The sequence below is a fragment of the Rhodococcus sp. Ni2 genome (assembly GCF_021352185.1).
Taxonomy (GTDB): Bacteria; Actinomycetota; Actinomycetes; order Mycobacteriales; family Mycobacteriaceae; genus Rhodococcus_F; species Rhodococcus_F qingshengii.
Genome location: NZ_WOXZ01000002.1, coordinates 2,494,675 through 2,509,871, shown reverse-complemented (window position 1 = coordinate 2,509,871; position 15,197 = coordinate 2,494,675). Strand labels below are relative to the sequence as shown.

Here is a 15,197-nt window from a genome sequence, read left to right as displayed (position 1 = left end):
CTGTGAGCGATTCCGCGGCGGCATCAGATTGGGTGAATCCCCTTCGGGACAGCACCGACAAACGGCTTCCGCACATTGCGGGGCCCTGCGCCCTGGTGATTTTCGGTGTTACCGGCGACCTTGCCAGGCGCAAGCTCATGCCCGCCATCTACGACCTCGCCAACCGTGGACTGTTGCCGCCCGGATTCGCTCTGGTCGGGTTCGCCCGGCGTGACTGGACGGACGAGGACTTCACGAACGTCGTCCTCGAAGCAGTCAAGGACGGCGCTCGCACCAAGTTCCGTCAGGACGTCTGGGAGAGGCTCGCCGAAGGTATCCGGTTCGTGGAGGGCAGTTTCGACGAGGCCGAGGCCTTCCAGAACCTGTCCGACACGTTGGCCACGCTCGACAACGAACGTGGTATCGGCGGCAATCACGGTTTCTACCTTGCGATTCCGCCCAACGCGTTTCCTCAGGTGCTCGAGCAACTGTCGGCGTCGGGCCTCGCGCAGGCCGAGGACGGTCAGTGGCGACGAGTCGTCATCGAGAAGCCGTTCGGCCACGACCTCGAGAGCGCTCGCGAACTGAACGCCGTCGTCAACAAGGTGTTCCCCGAGGACACGGTCTTCCGTATCGACCACTACCTCGGTAAGGAAACCGTCCAGAACATTCTGGCTCTGCGCTTCGCGAACCAGTTGTTCGATCCGATCTGGAACGCGCACTACGTCGACCACGTTCAGATCACGATGGCCGAGGACATCGGCCTCGGTGGACGCGCCGGGTACTACGACGGCATCGGCGCGGCCCGTGACGTGATCCAGAACCACCTGCTGCAGTTGCTCGCGTTCACGGCGATGGAAGAACCCATCAGCTTCGAGCCGCTCAATCTGCAGGCGGAGAAGATCAAGGTCCTCTCGGCCACTCGCCTTGCCGAGCCCCTCGACGAGACCACCGCACGCGGCCAGTACGCGGGCGGCTGGCAGGGTGGGCTGCCGGTGGTCGGGCTCCTCGAAGAAGACGGCTTCGCAGCGGACTCCATCACGGAGACCTTTGCCGCCATCACCCTCGAGGTCGACACCCGCCGCTGGGCGGGTGTGCCGTTCTACCTGCGCACGGGCAAACGACTCGGACGCCGTGTCACCGAGATCGCGGTGGTGTTCAAACGTGCACCGCACCTACCGTTCGACAAGACGATGACCGAAGACCTCGGCCAGAACGCTCTGGTCATCCGCGTGCAGCCCGACGAGGGTGTCACCATGCGGTTCGGTTCGAAGGTTCCCGGATCGAGCATGGAAGTCCGTGACGTCAACATGGACTTCTCGTACGGCCAGGCTTTCACCGAGTCGTCACCGGAGGCGTACGAGCGACTCATTCTCGACGTGTTGCTCGGTGAGCCGTCACTCTTCCCGGTCAACGCCGAAGTCGAATTGTCTTGGGAAATCCTCGATCCCGTCCTCGAACACTGGGCAGCCGGCGGCAAGCCGGAACCCTACGAGGCCGGAACGTGGGGACCACCGTCTGCGGACGAAATGATGCAACGCACCGGACGCGAATGGAGGCGACCCTAGTGATTCTCGATCTGCCCTCCACCACCACGGTCCAGGTCAGCAAGAAACTGGTCGAGGTGCGTAAGACCGGCGGCGCTGTCACCTTGGGGCGAGTGCTGACGCTCGTCGTCTGCACCAGGGACACCGGGAATGCCGAGGAAGCCATCGAGGCCGCCAACGAAGCAAGCCGCGAGCACCCTTGCCGCGTCATCGTGCTCCTGCGTGGCGACGAGCAGAGTGAGCCCAGGCTCGATGCTCAGATCCGTGTCGGCGGGGACGCCGGCGCCTCGGAGGTTGTCGTGCTGCGTCTCTACGGTCCCCTGGCGGACCACGAGAGCAGCGTCGTCATCCCGTTCCTGCTCCCCGATACACCGGTAGTCGCGTGGTGGCCCCTCGAGGCACCCGAGATTCCAGCCAAGGATCCCGTCGGGAAGCTCGCGATACGGCGCATCACCGATGCCACCGGCGCCCCCGATCCGACCGCCACCATCAAGGGGCGACTCGCGTCGTACACCGCCGGCGATACCGATCTCGCTTGGAGTCGCGTCACCTACTGGCGCGCGCTCCTCGCGTCGGCTCTCGATCAGCCGCCGCACGAGAAGATCACCTCAGCGGTGGTCTCCGGTCTCAAAACCGAACCGGCACTGGATATTCTCGCCGGTTGGTTGGCAGCCAAGATCGACGGTCCGGTCATTCGACGTACGGGTGAGCTGACGGTCGAGTTGAAGCTCGAGACCCGCAGTATCTCCATCAGTCGTCCGCAGGAGGGCACGACCGCTACGTTGATCCGCACCGGTCAGCCTGACGCGCTGGTTTCTCTGGGTCGTCGAGAGACACGCGATTGCCTCGCCGAGGAATTGCGTCGGCTCGATCCGGACGAGATCTACGAAGAAGCTCTGGCCGGATTGGAGAAGGTGACCTATGAGTGATGTTGTCGTGGAGAAGTTTTCCGACGCCGGCCAACTTGTCGACGCTGCCGCCGCACGGCTGGTCACGACCATCGTCGATGCCCAGAAGGCTCGCGGGTTTGCGTCCATCGTGCTGACCGGTGGCGGAACCGGCATCGCACTTCTCGAGAAGTTGCGTGAAGCTCCCGGCGACATCGACTGGTCGCAGATCGATCTGTACTGGGGCGACGAACGGTTCCTGCCGTCCGGCGATCCCGAGCGGAACGAAGTGCAAGCACGTGAGGCGCTTCTCGATCATGTGCCGGTCGATCCCGACAGGGTACATGCGATGGCCGCATCCGACGGTATCTACGACGGTGATCCACACGGGGCGGCGACGGCGTACGAACAACTGCTGGGCGCTCAGGCACACGGGAATCAGGTTCCGACGTTCGACGTGCACCTGCTCGGTATGGGCGGCGAAGGACACGTCAACTCGTTGTTCCCGCACACCGACGCTGTTCGCGAAGAAGCGCGTTTCGTAGTCGCGGTGACGGACTCCCCCAAGCCGCCACCGGTGCGGATCACCCTCACGTTGCCTGCTGTTCGGCGAGCCAAAGAGGTTTGGCTGCTCGTCTCGGGTGCTGCAAAGGCCGAGGCCGTTGCCAAAGCCGTCGGAGGTGCTTCGGCCGACGACTGGCCGTCCGCCGGCGCCACCGGTTTGGTTGCGACACGTTGGTTCCTCGATTCGGACGCTGCCTCGCAGCTTCCCTGATCTGATTTCACAGATCTGATTTCACACCGGTCGGGAATCGTCTTCCGGCGATTCCCGGCTTGGTGGTACGTCGACGACTTCCTCACCGTGGCGACTTTCGACTACCCGCCGAGTCCGGATCCGATGCGAATTTCCTTTTGACGGAACGGAACTCAATCCCGAGATCCCGTTTCTCCAACCAGCACTGCGCCCCACACAACGATTCATCTCTCCCCCTGCCTCCTTCATCCGAATGATTACTACCTTGGACGCCGCGAAGTAAGGTTCGGTTCCGCAGATCGCGTTCACTCTTGAACGAAGCAATCCAGGCGAGAACAATCGAACAATGTCGTGGACACCGAATCCGGACGCACTTCGCGGGCGAGTGGCTGTAGTTGCCGGGGCGACGAGGGGCGCCGGACGCGGAATCGCCGCGGCCTTGGGCGAGGCCGGTGCAACCGTCATCTGCACTGGCCGGAGCACATCTGCCGGAATTCTTCAGTCGGACTATCCGCGCGGAGAGACCATCGAAGAGACGGCAGAGTTGGTCACCGAACTGGGCGGCGTCGGCGTGCCGATTGCCGTCGATCATCTCAAGAGCAAACAAGTGGCTGATCTCGCCGAACGCTTGCGAATCGACTATCACCATATCGACATCTTGGTCAACGACATCTGGGGCGCGGAATTACTCAAGGGTGGGCCGGCGGAGTGGAACACGCCGGTATGGGAACACGATCTGGACAAGGGGTTTCACATCTTGCGTCTGGCGATCGACACCCACATCACCACGTCGCACCACCTCCTGCCGCTGATGATCGATCGGCCGGGCGGACTGGTCGCCGAAATAACCGATGGCACTACCGAATACAACGCATCGAACTATCGCATCTCGGTGTTCTACGACTTGGCCAAGGTGTCCGTGAACAGGCTCGCATTTTCGCAAGGCCACGAACTTGCCCCGTTCGGCTGTACTGCCGTCGCCATCACTCCCGGGTTCCTGCGATCGGAGATGATGCTCGACAATTTTGGTGTCGGCGAATCGAATTGGCGTGACGCTCTGTTGCCGGAGCGCGATGGCCCGACTGCGCCCGCGGATTTCGCACGCTCCGAGTCACCAAGATTCATCGGACGTGCGATCGCGGCCATCGCTGCCGATCCGAATCGACAGCGATGGAATCAGCGATCGGTCAGTTCAGGCGAACTCGGAACGGAATACGGGTTCACCGACGCGGACGGCAGCCGCCCCGATTTCTGGCGGACCAAATGAATCCGGCTGCGATTATGATCCGCGCATGGCCGAATTCGCGACGATCGACGAATACATCGCTTCGTTTCCCACCGACGTGCAACCAGCCCTCGAGAGTATCCGCGAGACGATTCACAACACGGTTCCAGGCCTCGATGAGACCATCAGCTATCAGATGCCGACCATGACGGTGAACGGAAAGAACCTGATTCACTTCGCAGGCTGGAAAAACCACATCTCGATGTACCCGCTCCCGGCGGGTGACGCCGAGTTCGAGAAGTCCGTCGACCCTTACCGGGCTGCGAAATCAACGGTGAAGTTCCCGCTGAACAAACCGATCCCTCTCGATCTCGTGGCTCAGATCGTCGAATTGCTCGCGCAGCGCCACTAACGTCCGTTCTCGTCGGAGCCTTGTGAGAACGTATGGCCGTGCAGAGACAACCCATCCGCCGCATCAAGGCCGGGCCATCGTCGGGCGCCGACGTAGGCAGCTGGCCGATGACGGTGCCTGCAGTCGCGCAGATCGTTCAGCACGGTCTCGAGCTACCACCGGGTGTCACCATTCTGGTCGGCGAAAACGGAGCGGGAAAGTCGACCGTCATCGAAATTATTGCCGCCGTTCTCGGTCTCAACGCCGAAGGCGGGTCGACCAATACGCGGCATCAGACTCGATCGAGTGAACCGGGCGGCCTCGACCTTGTGCTCGAACGGAGTCCCGGAGCATCGAAGTGGGCGTACTACCTCCGAGACGAAACCCTGCACGGTTTGTACACGTACTTGGAGGACAACCCCAATCCCAAGCGACCTGAACCGCTTTACCATCACCTCTCCCACGGTGAGGCGCTGCTCGAGATCCTGTCGTCGAGGACCTCCGACGGCGGCTTCTATCTCATCGACGAACCCGATGCCGCACTCTCCTTCCAAGGGACCCTGACACTGGCCGCGCTGCTCGGCGAGCTGGTGGAATCCGGCGCGCAGGCGGTGATCGCGACGCACTCGCCGATCATCGCGGCGCTGCCGAACGCCAACCTGCTCGAGATCGGAGAATGGGGAATCCGAGCCTCGAGCTGGGAGGACCTCGATCTGGTGTCGAACTGGCAGCGGTTCCTTCACGACCCGCACACGTACCTGCGCCATCTGATCTAACCTGGAACTCCACCCCAGGAGGCCTCCATGGCATACGACAAAGCGCTGGCTGAGCGTATCCGCGATGCGCTCTCGGGCGAGGACGACGTCGAGGAAGTAAAGATGTTCGGTGGGCTGAGCTTCATGGTGAACGGGAAGCTGGCCGCCAGTGCGAACTCACACGGCAACATCATGGTTCGGTGTGACCCCGATCGAGTCGACGAGCTTCTGACGCACAAGGGTGCAAGCTGGCCCGAGATGCGGGGTAAGCCGATGAGCAAGGGATGGATCGTCGTCGACCGAACCGGGACGAGTTCGAACGTCGAATTCAACGCGTGGATCAAGGAAGCTCTGGACTTCGTTCACTGACAGCTGGGGTGCGTTGCCGAAGATATCTGACGAGACTGGTGTGGCCGCGGGCTCTCGCGTCGGTGAGAGACTAAACCGTGCCCGATCGACCTGAGATTGTCTGTATCTGCGGCTCTGCGCGATTCGCTGAAGAGATGCGGGAGGCGAACCGCGACCTGACGTTCGCGGGCGTGATCGTCGTCGCGCCGGTTGAAGCAGACGAGGCGGTCTCTGTCGAGCAGAAGAACCTGCTCGACGCGCTCCATCTGCGCAAGATCGACCTCGCCGATCGGGTTCTGGTCGTCAACCCTCGCGGATACATCGGTGAGTCCACGCGCCGAGAGATCGCGTACGCGCGCGCCGCCGGCAAACCAGTGTCGTTCACGACGCCGTTTGAACAGTAAGCGCCTCGTCGGTGCGGGCTGCAACGAATATTCTCACGCCGAGTTGCTCGAGCCCTAGCGCCGGTTCGATCAATTTCGCTCGATTCGGCAAAAGTGAACTGGGCGGCCCTTAGACTCCGGAAAAGCATTGGATTGGGCGGCTCGACGCCGCGGAGGAAAGGTGGTCCGTCCCGTGACGTTCACACCCAATCAGCCGGATCACCAACGCGCCTTCGGGTTTCAGCTGCCGTCGACCCGCGCAATTCCCTCCCTCATGCCCGACCGTTTCGGACCTAGCCTCATCGGATCGCTCTGGGCGTGCGCCGGGATCGTCGCCGGAAGCCTCGGCCCGTGGACGTCATCCTCCGCGCTGGACCACAGTGGTATCGACGAATGCGGAGTGATCACTCTCGTCCTCGCTCTCTGCGCGGTGACCGCGCTGATCACCCTCGTGGTTCGAGACGTCACGCCCGAGATCAAGAATCACTGCACCGGCCCTTTGGTCGGAATCGCGGTCTTGATCGTTGCCGTCGGAAACGCCGCGTCCATCGTGCGACGTAGTACCGAGTTCGCAGGGCACACTGCCGGACCGTCCATCGGGTGGGGACTGTGGGTGGTCATCGCGTCCGCAGTGATCCTGTGCATCACGTCGTCGACCGTCGCGCACATGATCAGGTTTCAGGCAGCAATGATCACAAGGTCTTGATCAGACCGCCGTCGATCACGAAATCCGCGCCTGTCACGTTCCCCGCACGATCGCTGGCGAGGAACAACACCAGGTCGGCAACCTCTTCGGGGAAGGTGAACCGCCCAGTCTCGGCTCCGGCCGCGGCGCTTTCGACGATGTCGTCGGCGGCTGATCCACTCGCCTTCGCCAGCGTCGAGGCCACTCCGTGCTTGCCGAGCCACAACTCCGTTTGCACCGGGCCAGGGCTGACGGTATTGACGCGGATCCCCTGCCCGCCCAGTTCTTTCGACAACGACTTCGAGAAGTTGGTCAACGCCGCTTTGGCGGCGCTGTAGTCGATCACCGTGGGGTCAGGTAAGAATGCGTTGACCGAACTGATCGTCACGATGCTCCCGCCACCTCGGCGGATCAACTCCGGCAGCGCAGCGCGAACAGTGCGTACAGCCGACAAGAACGTCAGATTGAACGACGCCGTCCACTCTTCGTCTGTGATTGCCGCGAAACCGCTCGTTCTCGGGGTGACGGCGCCGACGTTGTTGACCAGGATGTCGACGCCGCCCCTCACTGCTGCAACCGCGAGCAGTCGGGTTGATCCTTCGACACTCGCGAGGTCGACGCCGACAAAGGTGACGGCGCCGCCGGACTGCAGCGATTCGAGTTCCGGCGAGAGCGTCCGCGAGCCCGCGACGACGTGGACTCCCTCGGCCACCAAGGCCCGAGTGATCGCCAACCCGATACCTTTTCCCGCGCCGGTAACGACGGCAGTTCGTCCGTCCAATTGCAGATCCACTGCGGTCCCCGTTCGGTCCGGTGCGCAGCGTTGGGTGTGCGTGCGACAGCTCTAGAGTCGCCGCACGCACACCCTGGTAAACCTGCAGAACCAGCCGCTGTTACCTAGCCACTGTTACGAAGCGCAGTGGCCAGGCCGTTCATCGTCAGCTGGATACCCCGACGCACCTGATCGCTCTCGTCGCCGGAACGGTACCGACGGATCAGCTCGACCTGTAGATGGTTGAGAGGTTCGAGGTACGGGAACCGGTTGTGGACCGAACGCTCGAGGCCCGAGTTGTCGGCAAAGAGGTTCTCGTTGCCCGTGATTGCCTTGTACATGCGAATTGTGCGTTCGTGCTCGTCGGTGATCATTCCGAAGACTCGATCGCGCAGTTCGGCGTCGGGCACGAGGTCCGCGTACCGGGCCGCCAAACCGAGATCCGACTTCGACATCACCATGGCCATGTTCGAGAGCACGGTTCGGAAGAACGGCCACTTCTCGTACAGGGCCGTCAACGTGGCAAGCCGAGCGTCGTCTCCGTCGATCCATCGTTCGAACGCGGCGCCGGTTCCGTACCAACCCGGAAGCATCACGCGAGACTGACTCCACGAGAGCACCCAGGGAATCGCTCGCAGGTCGGAGATCGCCTTGGTCTGCTTGCGAGAGGCCGGACGAGAGCCGATGTTGAGTGCCCCGATCTCCGCGACCGGTGTCGACGCTTCGAAGTACTGCACGAATCCTGGTGTGTCGTGCACCAATTCGCTGTACGCAGTGCGGGCGAGGGCCGCGAGCTCGTCCAGTACCGCGTAGGCAGCGTCGGCATCGCTGCCGAGTCCTTCGACGTCGAGCAATGTCGACTCGATAGTCGCGGCGATGAGTGTTTCGAGGTTGCGATGTGCCAGACGCGGTTCGGCGTACTTGGCCGCAATCACCTCACCCTGCTCGGTGATTCGCAGAGAACCAGCGACTGCACCGGGAGGCTGAGCCAGAATCGCTTCGTAACTCGGTCCGCCGCCACGTCCGACGGTTCCGCCGCGGCCGTGGAAGAGCCTCAACCTGATTCCGCTCTTACGCGCGGCATCGACGAGGTCGAGTTCGGCACGGTACAGCGCCCAGTTGGCTGCCAGGTACCCGCCGTCCTTGTTCGAGTCGGAGTACCCGAGCATCACTTCTTGACTGTCACCACGGGAACGGACGATCGCACGATAGATCGGGATGTCGAGCGTCGCCAGCAGTGTGTCGGCGCCGCCCTGCAGATCCTCGATCGTCTCGAACAACGGCACGATGCCGATCGGGCACGAGGGCTCGCTACCGACGCCCGGATCGAGCACCCCGACCTCTTTGAGCAGCACTGCGGCCTCGAGCATGTCACTGACCGAGGTACACATGCTGATGATGTAGTTGGGTACTGCGCCCGCTCCGAGAACCCGCACTGCCTTGGCACCCGCCGCCATGATGGCCAGTTCCTTGGTGGTCAATTCGCTGAACTCGGCGTCCGGCGAAGTCAGTGGTCGCCGCGTCGTCAACTCGGCCGACAGCAATTCGACTCGATCGCCTTCCGGCAAGGACGCGTAGTCCGGGTGAACTCCGGCCCACGCCAGAAGTTCTGCGACGACGCTTTCGTGTACCTCGGAGTTCTGCCGCATGTCCAGACCGGACAGGTGAAAGCCGAACACCTCCACCGCTTCTCGGAGCCGATCGAGTCGATCGTCGGCGATGGTCTCGTCACCGAAACGACGCAACGAGGTGTCGATGATTCCGAGATCCCGCTGCAACTGTGCCGGGTCGGTGTACGCCTCGAGTCCGTCGTCGGACCCGTGGGCGGGCAACTCCCCCAGTACCGTCAGTGCTGTGGCGCTCAAGCGCCCGCGGATACCGCGAATCGCGCGACGGTACGGCTCATCGGCCCTGAAGGCAGAGTCGTCGCCGGAGGTAGACGCCAGCAGATCGAGTTCGGGCGTGACGGAAACCAGCCGCGCCGACATCGACAGTTCACGCTCGAGATGTTCGAGTTCCTCGAGGTGATGCTCGAGAGCAGTCGCCGCAGCGCGCGACGTGGCGCGCTGGACGATTTCGCCGGTCACGTACGGATTGCCGTCTCGGTCACCGCCGATCCACGAACCCGGCCTCAGGATCGGTTCCGGCAGGAGCCCGGCGTCCGGCCAACGAGTGCGCAGAGCTTTGCGAACCTCGGCGTTGATCTTCGGAATCACCTCGAACAACGCTGCGTCGTAGTAGCGCAGGCCTACCTCGATTTCATCCTGGATGCGGAGGCGGCTGAGCCGGATCAGAGCCGTCTGCCACAGGGTCAGGATCTGACGGCGCAATTGCAGATCGACATCAGCGGTTTCTGCGACGCTCAGCGCCGTGCGCTCGCGGTATCGCATCAACTCGGTGATCCGACTCTGCGTCTCGAACACCGTACGGCGTCGAGTCTCCGTCGGGTGAGCGGTGATGACGGGTGAGACCAGGGCGCCCCGCAGCGCTTCTTCGACGGTGGCCGAATCGATATCGGCTGCATCAAGTTTGGTGTACGTGGCCGCGAGAGTGCTGTCGCGGGGCGGTTCCCCCGCGTTGACGTGGATGGCCCGTCGACGCTCGCGATGGATGTCCTCGGCCAGGTTGGCGAGCAGTGCGAAGTGACTGAACGCCCGGATGACGGGAATGGCGTCGTCCGTACTGATTTCGGCGAACAGCGACACCAGTTCGGCGCGATCGATCTCCGAACGACGGACTCGGAACGACTCGACACGGGCTCGCTCGACCAGATCGAACACATTGTCGCCGGCTTGCTCTCGCACTATTTGTCCGAGTATTCCGCCGAGAAGCCGGATGTCTTCGCGCAGCGGCTCGGTGGCCTCTCGCGGTGTTTCTCGATGCGACGCGGTTTCAGTCATCACACAATTATCGACCGAAACAAAGAACCCCGCTCGATAGGCGGGGTTCCGTGTCTGAAATTCGTGTGTGAAAAACTACCGGCTGTAAGTCATGAGCCGAGAATCAGGCGAACTTGATCTCCAGGCCGATGCCGACGATCGAAATGAGCCAGATCAACGCGGTGAAGACCGTCAACCGGTCGAGGTTCTTCTCGACAACAGTCGATCCGGACAGGCTGGACTGGACACCGCCACCGAACAGACTCGACAAACCGCCGCCCTTACCGCGATGCAGGAGCACCAAGGCGATGAGGAGCAAGCTGGTGATGACCAGCAGGATATCCAGGAACAGTTTCATGTCTGTCTACGTCCACCAATCCAATAGGGACAACTACAACCGATAACACCATACAGGCGCGCGCAGATAGCCTGACCACATACCCGCCTCGCACATAACTTTGCACCCGGCCAGGCACGACTCTTGGTCAGTGGCATCGATCACACTGTCGAGATACCGATTCAGTAGTTTTTCAGTTGACGCGACTCTACCTCCGAAAGGCCGGCTCCATGCTTTCCGACACTGCCCTGCCCGACACACCACGTCTGGCTTCGATTCACAACTTCCGCGACGTGGCCGGCCCCGGGTACGTCACGACCAGCGGACAGGCGATGAGCCGCGGAGTCTTCTACCGTGCAAACGTACTGACGCCCTCGCCCGAGGATCTTGCAATCGTGGAATCGCTGGGGCTGACCGCCGTCTATGACGTGCGCTCCGAAACCGAGGCGAACGAAACTCCCGACATCGTGCCGGCGCCGGCGATGTACGCCCACATTCCCATCCTGTCCGGAAACATCCACGCCGAAGCGATGGCGCTCCGAACAGCGGACGCTGCAACAGCTTTCATGCAGAACATCAATCGCAGCTTTGTCGCAGACCCCGTCACTCGGAACGGATTTTCGCAGTTGTTCGCCGCCCTGGCGACCACCGAGGGGCCGCAACTCTTCCACTGCACGGCGGGCAAGGACCGAACTGGTTGGGCGGCAGCGCTACTGCAGACACTCGCTGGTGTACCGCGCGAAACGATCACGGCGGACTACCTGCTCACGAACACGTACTCGGCCGAGTACATCGAGGCAACAGTCGCGAAGATCGCCGCTGCCACAGATGCAGACAAGGGCGAGGTGATCCGGTTGCTGCTTTCCGTCGACGCGAGTTACCTGGGCGCTGCCTTCGAGCAGGTCGAGCACCACTACGGAACCGTTGAGAACTATCTGACCGCCGGGTTGGAGCTTGCTCCCGAACTCGTCGGCGCTCTGGAAACCAAACTGGTGAGCTGACTCGCGAACAAAAAAACTGCGGGTGTGTGACCTACTCGGTCACACACCCGCAGACTTAGTCGCGAGCAGTTTCAGCTCACTACCCGATCATCACGGGAGCGGACCGCCTGCAGCGATCGCAGACAGTGTTGCGAACTCGTCAGCCTTGAGCGACGCGCCTCCGACAAGAGCGCCGTCGACGTCGGTCTGGCCGACGATCTCTCCGACGTTCTTGGAGCTGACGCTACCGCCGTACAGAACGCGAACGCCGGCCGCGACCTCGGCGTCGGCAAGTTCGGCCACTGTTGCTCGTACCGCAGCACACACTTCCTGTGCATCGGCGGCAGAAGCGACACGGCCGGTGCCGATGGCCCAGACAGGTTCGTACGCGATGACGATCTTGGAGATCTCCTCCGCGCTCAGGCCCGCCAACGAACCCTTGAGCTGGTCGACGTTGTAGGCGACATGCTCGCCCGCTTCGCGGATCTCGAGGCCTTCGCCGATGCACACGATCGGCGTGAGGCCGTTCTTGAGAGCAGCCTTCGTCTTCGCGAGGACGGTCTCGTTGGTCTCACCGTGAAGGGTGCGACGCTCGGAGTGACCGACCACGACGAAGGTGCAACCGAGCTTGGCCAGCATGGAGCCGCTGATCTCGCCCGTGAACGCACCCGAGTCATGAGCCGAGACATCTTGCGCGCCGTACGTGAGGAGGAGCTTGTCGCCCTCGATCAGCGTCTGGACGCTTCGGATGTCGGTGAACGGCGGGATGACCGTGACGTCCACTTTGTCGAAGTACTTCGCAGGCAAAGAGAAAGCGATCTTCTGCACCAGGGCGATAGCCTCGAGGTGGTTCAGGTTCATCTTCCAGTTGCCGGCGATCAACGGCTTACGTGCCATGTCGGATCAGCCTTCCAGTACTGCGATGCCAGGCAGCTCTTTGCCCTCGAGGTACTCGAGGGAAGCGCCACCACCGGTGGAAATGTGCGAGAAGCCCTCGTCCGGGATACCGAGCTGACGAACGGCTGCTGCGGAGTCGCCGCCGCCGACGACGCTGAAGGCGCCCTTCTCGGTTGCCTCCACGATTGCCTCGGCGACACCGCGGGTGCCTGCCTCGAACTTCGGGAACTCGAACACGCCCATCGGGCCGTTCCAGAACACCGTCTTGGCGCCGGTCAGGATCGCGGCAAAGCGCTTGACCGACTCCGGTCCGATGTCCAGACCCATCCAGCCGTCGGGAATCTTGTCGAACGGAACGATCTTCGACTCGGCATCGGCCGAGAAGGAGTCCGCGACGACAACATCCTGAGGGATGTGGATGACGTCGGCGTACCGGTCGAGGAGATCCTTGCAGGTCTCGATCATGGACTCTTCGCACAGCGAATTGCCCACGGACACACCCTGAGCCGCGAGGAACGTGTAGAACATTCCGCCGCCGATCACCAGAGTGTCGACCTTCGGCGCCAGTGCCTCGATGACGGCCAGCTTGTCCGAGACCTTGGAGCCACCGAGCACCACCGCGTACGGACGCGCTGCGTCCTGCGTGAGCTTGGCGAGCACCTCGACCTCGGCGCCGACCAGGTATCCGGCGTAATGCGGGAGCAGCTTCGCGACGTCGAAGACCGACGCCTGCTTACGGTGAACAACACCGAATCCGTCGGAGACGAATGCGCCGTCGTCACCGACCAGCTCGACGAGAGCCTTGGCGAGCTTGACCCGCTCGGCTTCGTCCTTGCTGGTCTCGCGAGGGTCGAAACGGATGTTCTCGAGCATCAGGACGTCACCATCGGTGAGTCCTTCGGAACGAGCCAGCGCGTCCTGTCCCACGACGTCACCGGCGAGTTGCACGTTGCGACCGAGGATTTCGGCCAACTTCGCGGCAACCGGTGCGAGGGAGAACTTGGGATCGGGCTGACCGTCGGGGCGCCCGAGGTGCGCGGTCACGATGACCTTCGCTCCACCCTCGGCAAGTGCCCGCAGGGTGGGAGCGGACGCGACGATGCGACCCGGGTCCGTGATTTCTCCGCCATCCAACGGGACGTTGAGATCGGAACGCACCAGTACGGTGCGCCCTCCGACCCCAGCGTCCAGCAGATCCTTCAGCGTCTGAACTGCCACTGTTATCGAAACTCCGCTCAGAGAGACTTGGCGACGAGGCCGATGAGGTCGGCGAGGCGGTTGGAGTAGCCCCACTCGTTGTCGTACCAGGAGACGATCTTGACCTGGTCGTCGATGACCTTCGTCAGACCCGAGTCGAAGATCGACGAGTGCGGGTCGGTGACGATGTCCGAGGAGACGATCGGTGCGTCGGTGTACTTCAGGATGCCCTTGAGGGGTCCCTCGGCAGCAGCCTTCATCGCAGCGTTGATCTCGTCGGCGGTGGCCGACTTCTTCAGGTTCGCGGTGAGGTCGGTGACCGAGCCCGTGGGGATCGGCACGCGCAGTGCGTAGCCGTCGAGCTTGCCGAGCAGCTGCGGAAGAACCAGGCCGATTGCCTTGGCTGCACCGGTACCGGTGGGAACGATGTTGAGGGCAGCTGCGCGGGCGCGACGGAGGTCTGCGTGCGGAGCGTCCTGCAGGTTCTGATCCTGGGTGTACGCGTGGATCGTGGTCATCAGACCCTTGACGATGCCGAACTCGTCGTCGAGAACCTTGGCGATGGGGCCGAGGCAGTTGGTGGTGCACGACGCGTTGGAGATGATGTTCTGGCTGCCGTCGTACTTGTCGTCGTTGACGCCCATCACGATGGTGATGTCTTCACCCTTGGCCGGAGCCGAGATGATGACCTTCTTGGCGCCGGCTTCGAGGTGTCCCTTGGCCTTTGCGGCGTCGGTGAAGATGCCGGTGGACTCGACGACGACGTCGACGCCCAGCTCGCCCCAGGGAAGTTCGTTCAACGGGCCACGGTGTGCGAGGGCCTTGATGCGCTGATCGCCGACGACGATCGTGTCGTCACCGTCGAGCGACACGTCGTACGGCAAACGGCCGAGGATGGAGTCGTACTTCAGCAGGTGAGCGAGCGTCGCGTTGTCAGTCAGGTCGTTGACTGCCACGATCTCGATATCGGTGGTTCCGAGCGCCTTCTGCGCATCCACCGCCCTGAAGAAGTTACGTCCGATACGGCCGAAACCGTTTACGCCAACCCGGACAGTCACAATTCGCTCCTTTGACCATGATTCTGGTGTGCAACTTGACCCACGCATACTCCGAATCCGTGTGTGCACGACGCGGACGTGGGGTTCATCGGTCGATGTGACTCATACCCTAATGCGCGTGGC

General features: G+C 62.5%; 16 protein-coding genes. 10 read left to right on the top strand and 6 right to left on the bottom strand.

The features are described 5' to 3' along the window. Window positions 1–2: 2 nt before the first annotated feature. The 9 genes from zwf (at window position 3) to GN300_RS25300 (ending at window position 6,975) form a co-directional block, all read left to right on the top strand. On the top strand, window positions 3–1,547 hold the full coding sequence (gene zwf, locus GN300_RS25340; RefSeq protein WP_030536404.1) for a glucose-6-phosphate dehydrogenase: 1,545 nt from the start codon (window positions 3–5) through the stop codon (window positions 1,545–1,547). Beyond that, a complete protein-coding gene (opcA, locus tag GN300_RS25335) occupies window positions 1,547–2,455 on the top strand; it encodes a glucose-6-phosphate dehydrogenase assembly protein OpcA (RefSeq protein ID WP_003944921.1) in 909 nt (302 codons plus the stop codon). The genes zwf and opcA overlap by 1 nt, the downstream gene beginning before the upstream one ends. Beyond that, window positions 2,448–3,188: a 6-phosphogluconolactonase gene (pgl, locus tag GN300_RS25330; RefSeq protein WP_030536405.1), complete on the top strand. Its 741-nt coding sequence runs from the start codon at window positions 2,448–2,450 to the stop codon at window positions 3,186–3,188. The genes opcA and pgl overlap by 8 nt, the downstream gene beginning before the upstream one ends. Window positions 3,189–3,513: 325 nt before the next feature. Continuing rightward, a complete protein-coding gene (locus GN300_RS25325; RefSeq protein ID WP_058226747.1) occupies window positions 3,514–4,434 on the top strand; it encodes an SDR family oxidoreductase in 921 nt (306 codons plus the stop codon). A 25-nt stretch (window positions 4,435–4,459) separates the two neighbouring features. Then, a complete protein-coding gene (locus GN300_RS25320) occupies window positions 4,460–4,804 on the top strand; it encodes an iron chaperone (RefSeq protein ID WP_050656346.1) in 345 nt (114 codons plus the stop codon). 32 nt (window positions 4,805–4,836) lie between these two features. Further along, a complete protein-coding gene (locus GN300_RS25315) occupies window positions 4,837–5,559 on the top strand; it encodes an AAA family ATPase (protein WP_003944997.1) in 723 nt (240 codons plus the stop codon). Between the two features lie 27 nt (window positions 5,560–5,586). Beyond that, complete coding sequence (locus GN300_RS25310; protein WP_003944891.1) at window positions 5,587–5,907, top strand: TfoX/Sxy family protein; 321 nt, start codon at window positions 5,587–5,589, stop codon at window positions 5,905–5,907. 134 nt (window positions 5,908–6,041) lie between these two features. After that, window positions 6,042–6,290: a hypothetical protein gene (locus GN300_RS25305; protein ID WP_230359854.1), complete on the top strand. Its 249-nt coding sequence runs from the start codon at window positions 6,042–6,044 to the stop codon at window positions 6,288–6,290. Window positions 6,291–6,462: 172 nt separating this feature from the next. After that, window positions 6,463–6,975, top strand: a complete 513-nt coding sequence (locus GN300_RS25300; RefSeq protein WP_233405700.1) for a hypothetical protein — start codon at window positions 6,463–6,465, stop codon at window positions 6,973–6,975. Here the strand turns inward: GN300_RS25300 and GN300_RS25295 are convergent. From GN300_RS25295 to secG, 3 genes are all read right to left on the bottom strand, one after another. Next, the gene (locus tag GN300_RS25295) at window positions 6,962–7,747 is read right to left on the bottom strand and encodes an oxidoreductase (RefSeq protein WP_063316417.1); all 786 of its coding nucleotides are present in this window, start codon (window positions 7,745–7,747) and stop codon (window positions 6,962–6,964) included. The genes GN300_RS25300 and GN300_RS25295 overlap by 14 nt on opposite strands. A gap of 104 nt (window positions 7,748–7,851) precedes the next feature. Next, window positions 7,852–10,626: a phosphoenolpyruvate carboxylase gene (gene ppc, locus GN300_RS25290; protein ID WP_063316418.1), complete on the bottom strand. Its 2,775-nt coding sequence runs from the start codon at window positions 10,624–10,626 to the stop codon at window positions 7,852–7,854. A gap of 103 nt (window positions 10,627–10,729) precedes the next feature. Continuing rightward, window positions 10,730–10,963: a preprotein translocase subunit SecG gene (secG, locus tag GN300_RS25285; RefSeq protein WP_003944946.1), complete on the bottom strand. Its 234-nt coding sequence runs from the start codon at window positions 10,961–10,963 to the stop codon at window positions 10,730–10,732. A gap of 209 nt (window positions 10,964–11,172) precedes the next feature. Here secG and GN300_RS25280 point away from each other — a divergent pair, with 209 nt between their 5' ends. Then, window positions 11,173–11,943, top strand: a complete 771-nt coding sequence (locus GN300_RS25280; protein ID WP_063316419.1) for a tyrosine-protein phosphatase — start codon at window positions 11,173–11,175, stop codon at window positions 11,941–11,943. A gap of 90 nt (window positions 11,944–12,033) precedes the next feature. Here the strand turns inward: GN300_RS25280 and tpiA are convergent, their stop codons facing one another. Genes tpiA through gap form a run of 3 tightly spaced genes read right to left on the bottom strand, consistent with a single transcriptional unit; the run spans window position 12,034 to window position 15,074 of the window. Then, on the bottom strand, window positions 12,034–12,819 hold the full coding sequence (gene tpiA / locus GN300_RS25275; protein WP_042445664.1) for a triose-phosphate isomerase: 786 nt from the start codon (window positions 12,817–12,819) through the stop codon (window positions 12,034–12,036). A 6-nt stretch (window positions 12,820–12,825) separates the two neighbouring features. Then, on the bottom strand, window positions 12,826–14,037 hold the full coding sequence (pgk, locus tag GN300_RS25270; protein WP_054801929.1) for a phosphoglycerate kinase: 1,212 nt from the start codon (window positions 14,035–14,037) through the stop codon (window positions 12,826–12,828). A gap of 17 nt (window positions 14,038–14,054) precedes the next feature. Further along, window positions 14,055–15,074 (bottom strand): type I glyceraldehyde-3-phosphate dehydrogenase, encoded by a 1,020-nt coding sequence (gap, locus tag GN300_RS25265; protein ID WP_003944851.1) that lies wholly within the window; start codon window positions 15,072–15,074, stop codon window positions 14,055–14,057. Window positions 15,075–15,197: the final 123 nt, after the last annotated feature.

What these genes read in the sequence shown, in the direction of transcription:
- pgl (WP_030536405.1), top strand. Translation starts at nt 2,448, where the DNA reads ATGAGTGATGTTGTCGTGGAGAAGTTTTCCGACGCCGGCCAACTTGTC.
- GN300_RS25325 (WP_058226747.1), top strand. Translation starts at nt 3,514, where the DNA reads ATGTCGTGGACACCGAATCCGGACGCACTTCGCGGGCGAGTGGCTGTA.
- GN300_RS25320 (WP_050656346.1), top strand. Translation starts at nt 4,460, where the DNA reads ATGGCCGAATTCGCGACGATCGACGAATACATCGCTTCGTTTCCCACC.
- GN300_RS25315 (WP_003944997.1), top strand. Translation starts at nt 4,837, where the DNA reads ATGGCCGTGCAGAGACAACCCATCCGCCGCATCAAGGCCGGGCCATCG.
- GN300_RS25310 (WP_003944891.1), top strand. Translation starts at nt 5,587, where the DNA reads ATGGCATACGACAAAGCGCTGGCTGAGCGTATCCGCGATGCGCTCTCG.
- GN300_RS25305 (WP_230359854.1), top strand. Translation starts at nt 6,042, where the DNA reads ATGCGGGAGGCGAACCGCGACCTGACGTTCGCGGGCGTGATCGTCGTC.
- ppc (WP_063316418.1), bottom strand. Translation starts at nt 10,626, where the DNA reads ATGACTGAAACCGCGTCGCATCGAGAAACACCGCGAGAGGCCACCGAG.
- secG (WP_003944946.1), bottom strand. Translation starts at nt 10,963, where the DNA reads ATGAAACTGTTCCTGGATATCCTGCTGGTCATCACCAGCTTGCTCCTC.
- GN300_RS25280 (WP_063316419.1), top strand. Translation starts at nt 11,173, where the DNA reads ATGCTTTCCGACACTGCCCTGCCCGACACACCACGTCTGGCTTCGATT.
- tpiA (WP_042445664.1), bottom strand. Translation starts at nt 12,819, where the DNA reads ATGGCACGTAAGCCGTTGATCGCCGGCAACTGGAAGATGAACCTGAAC.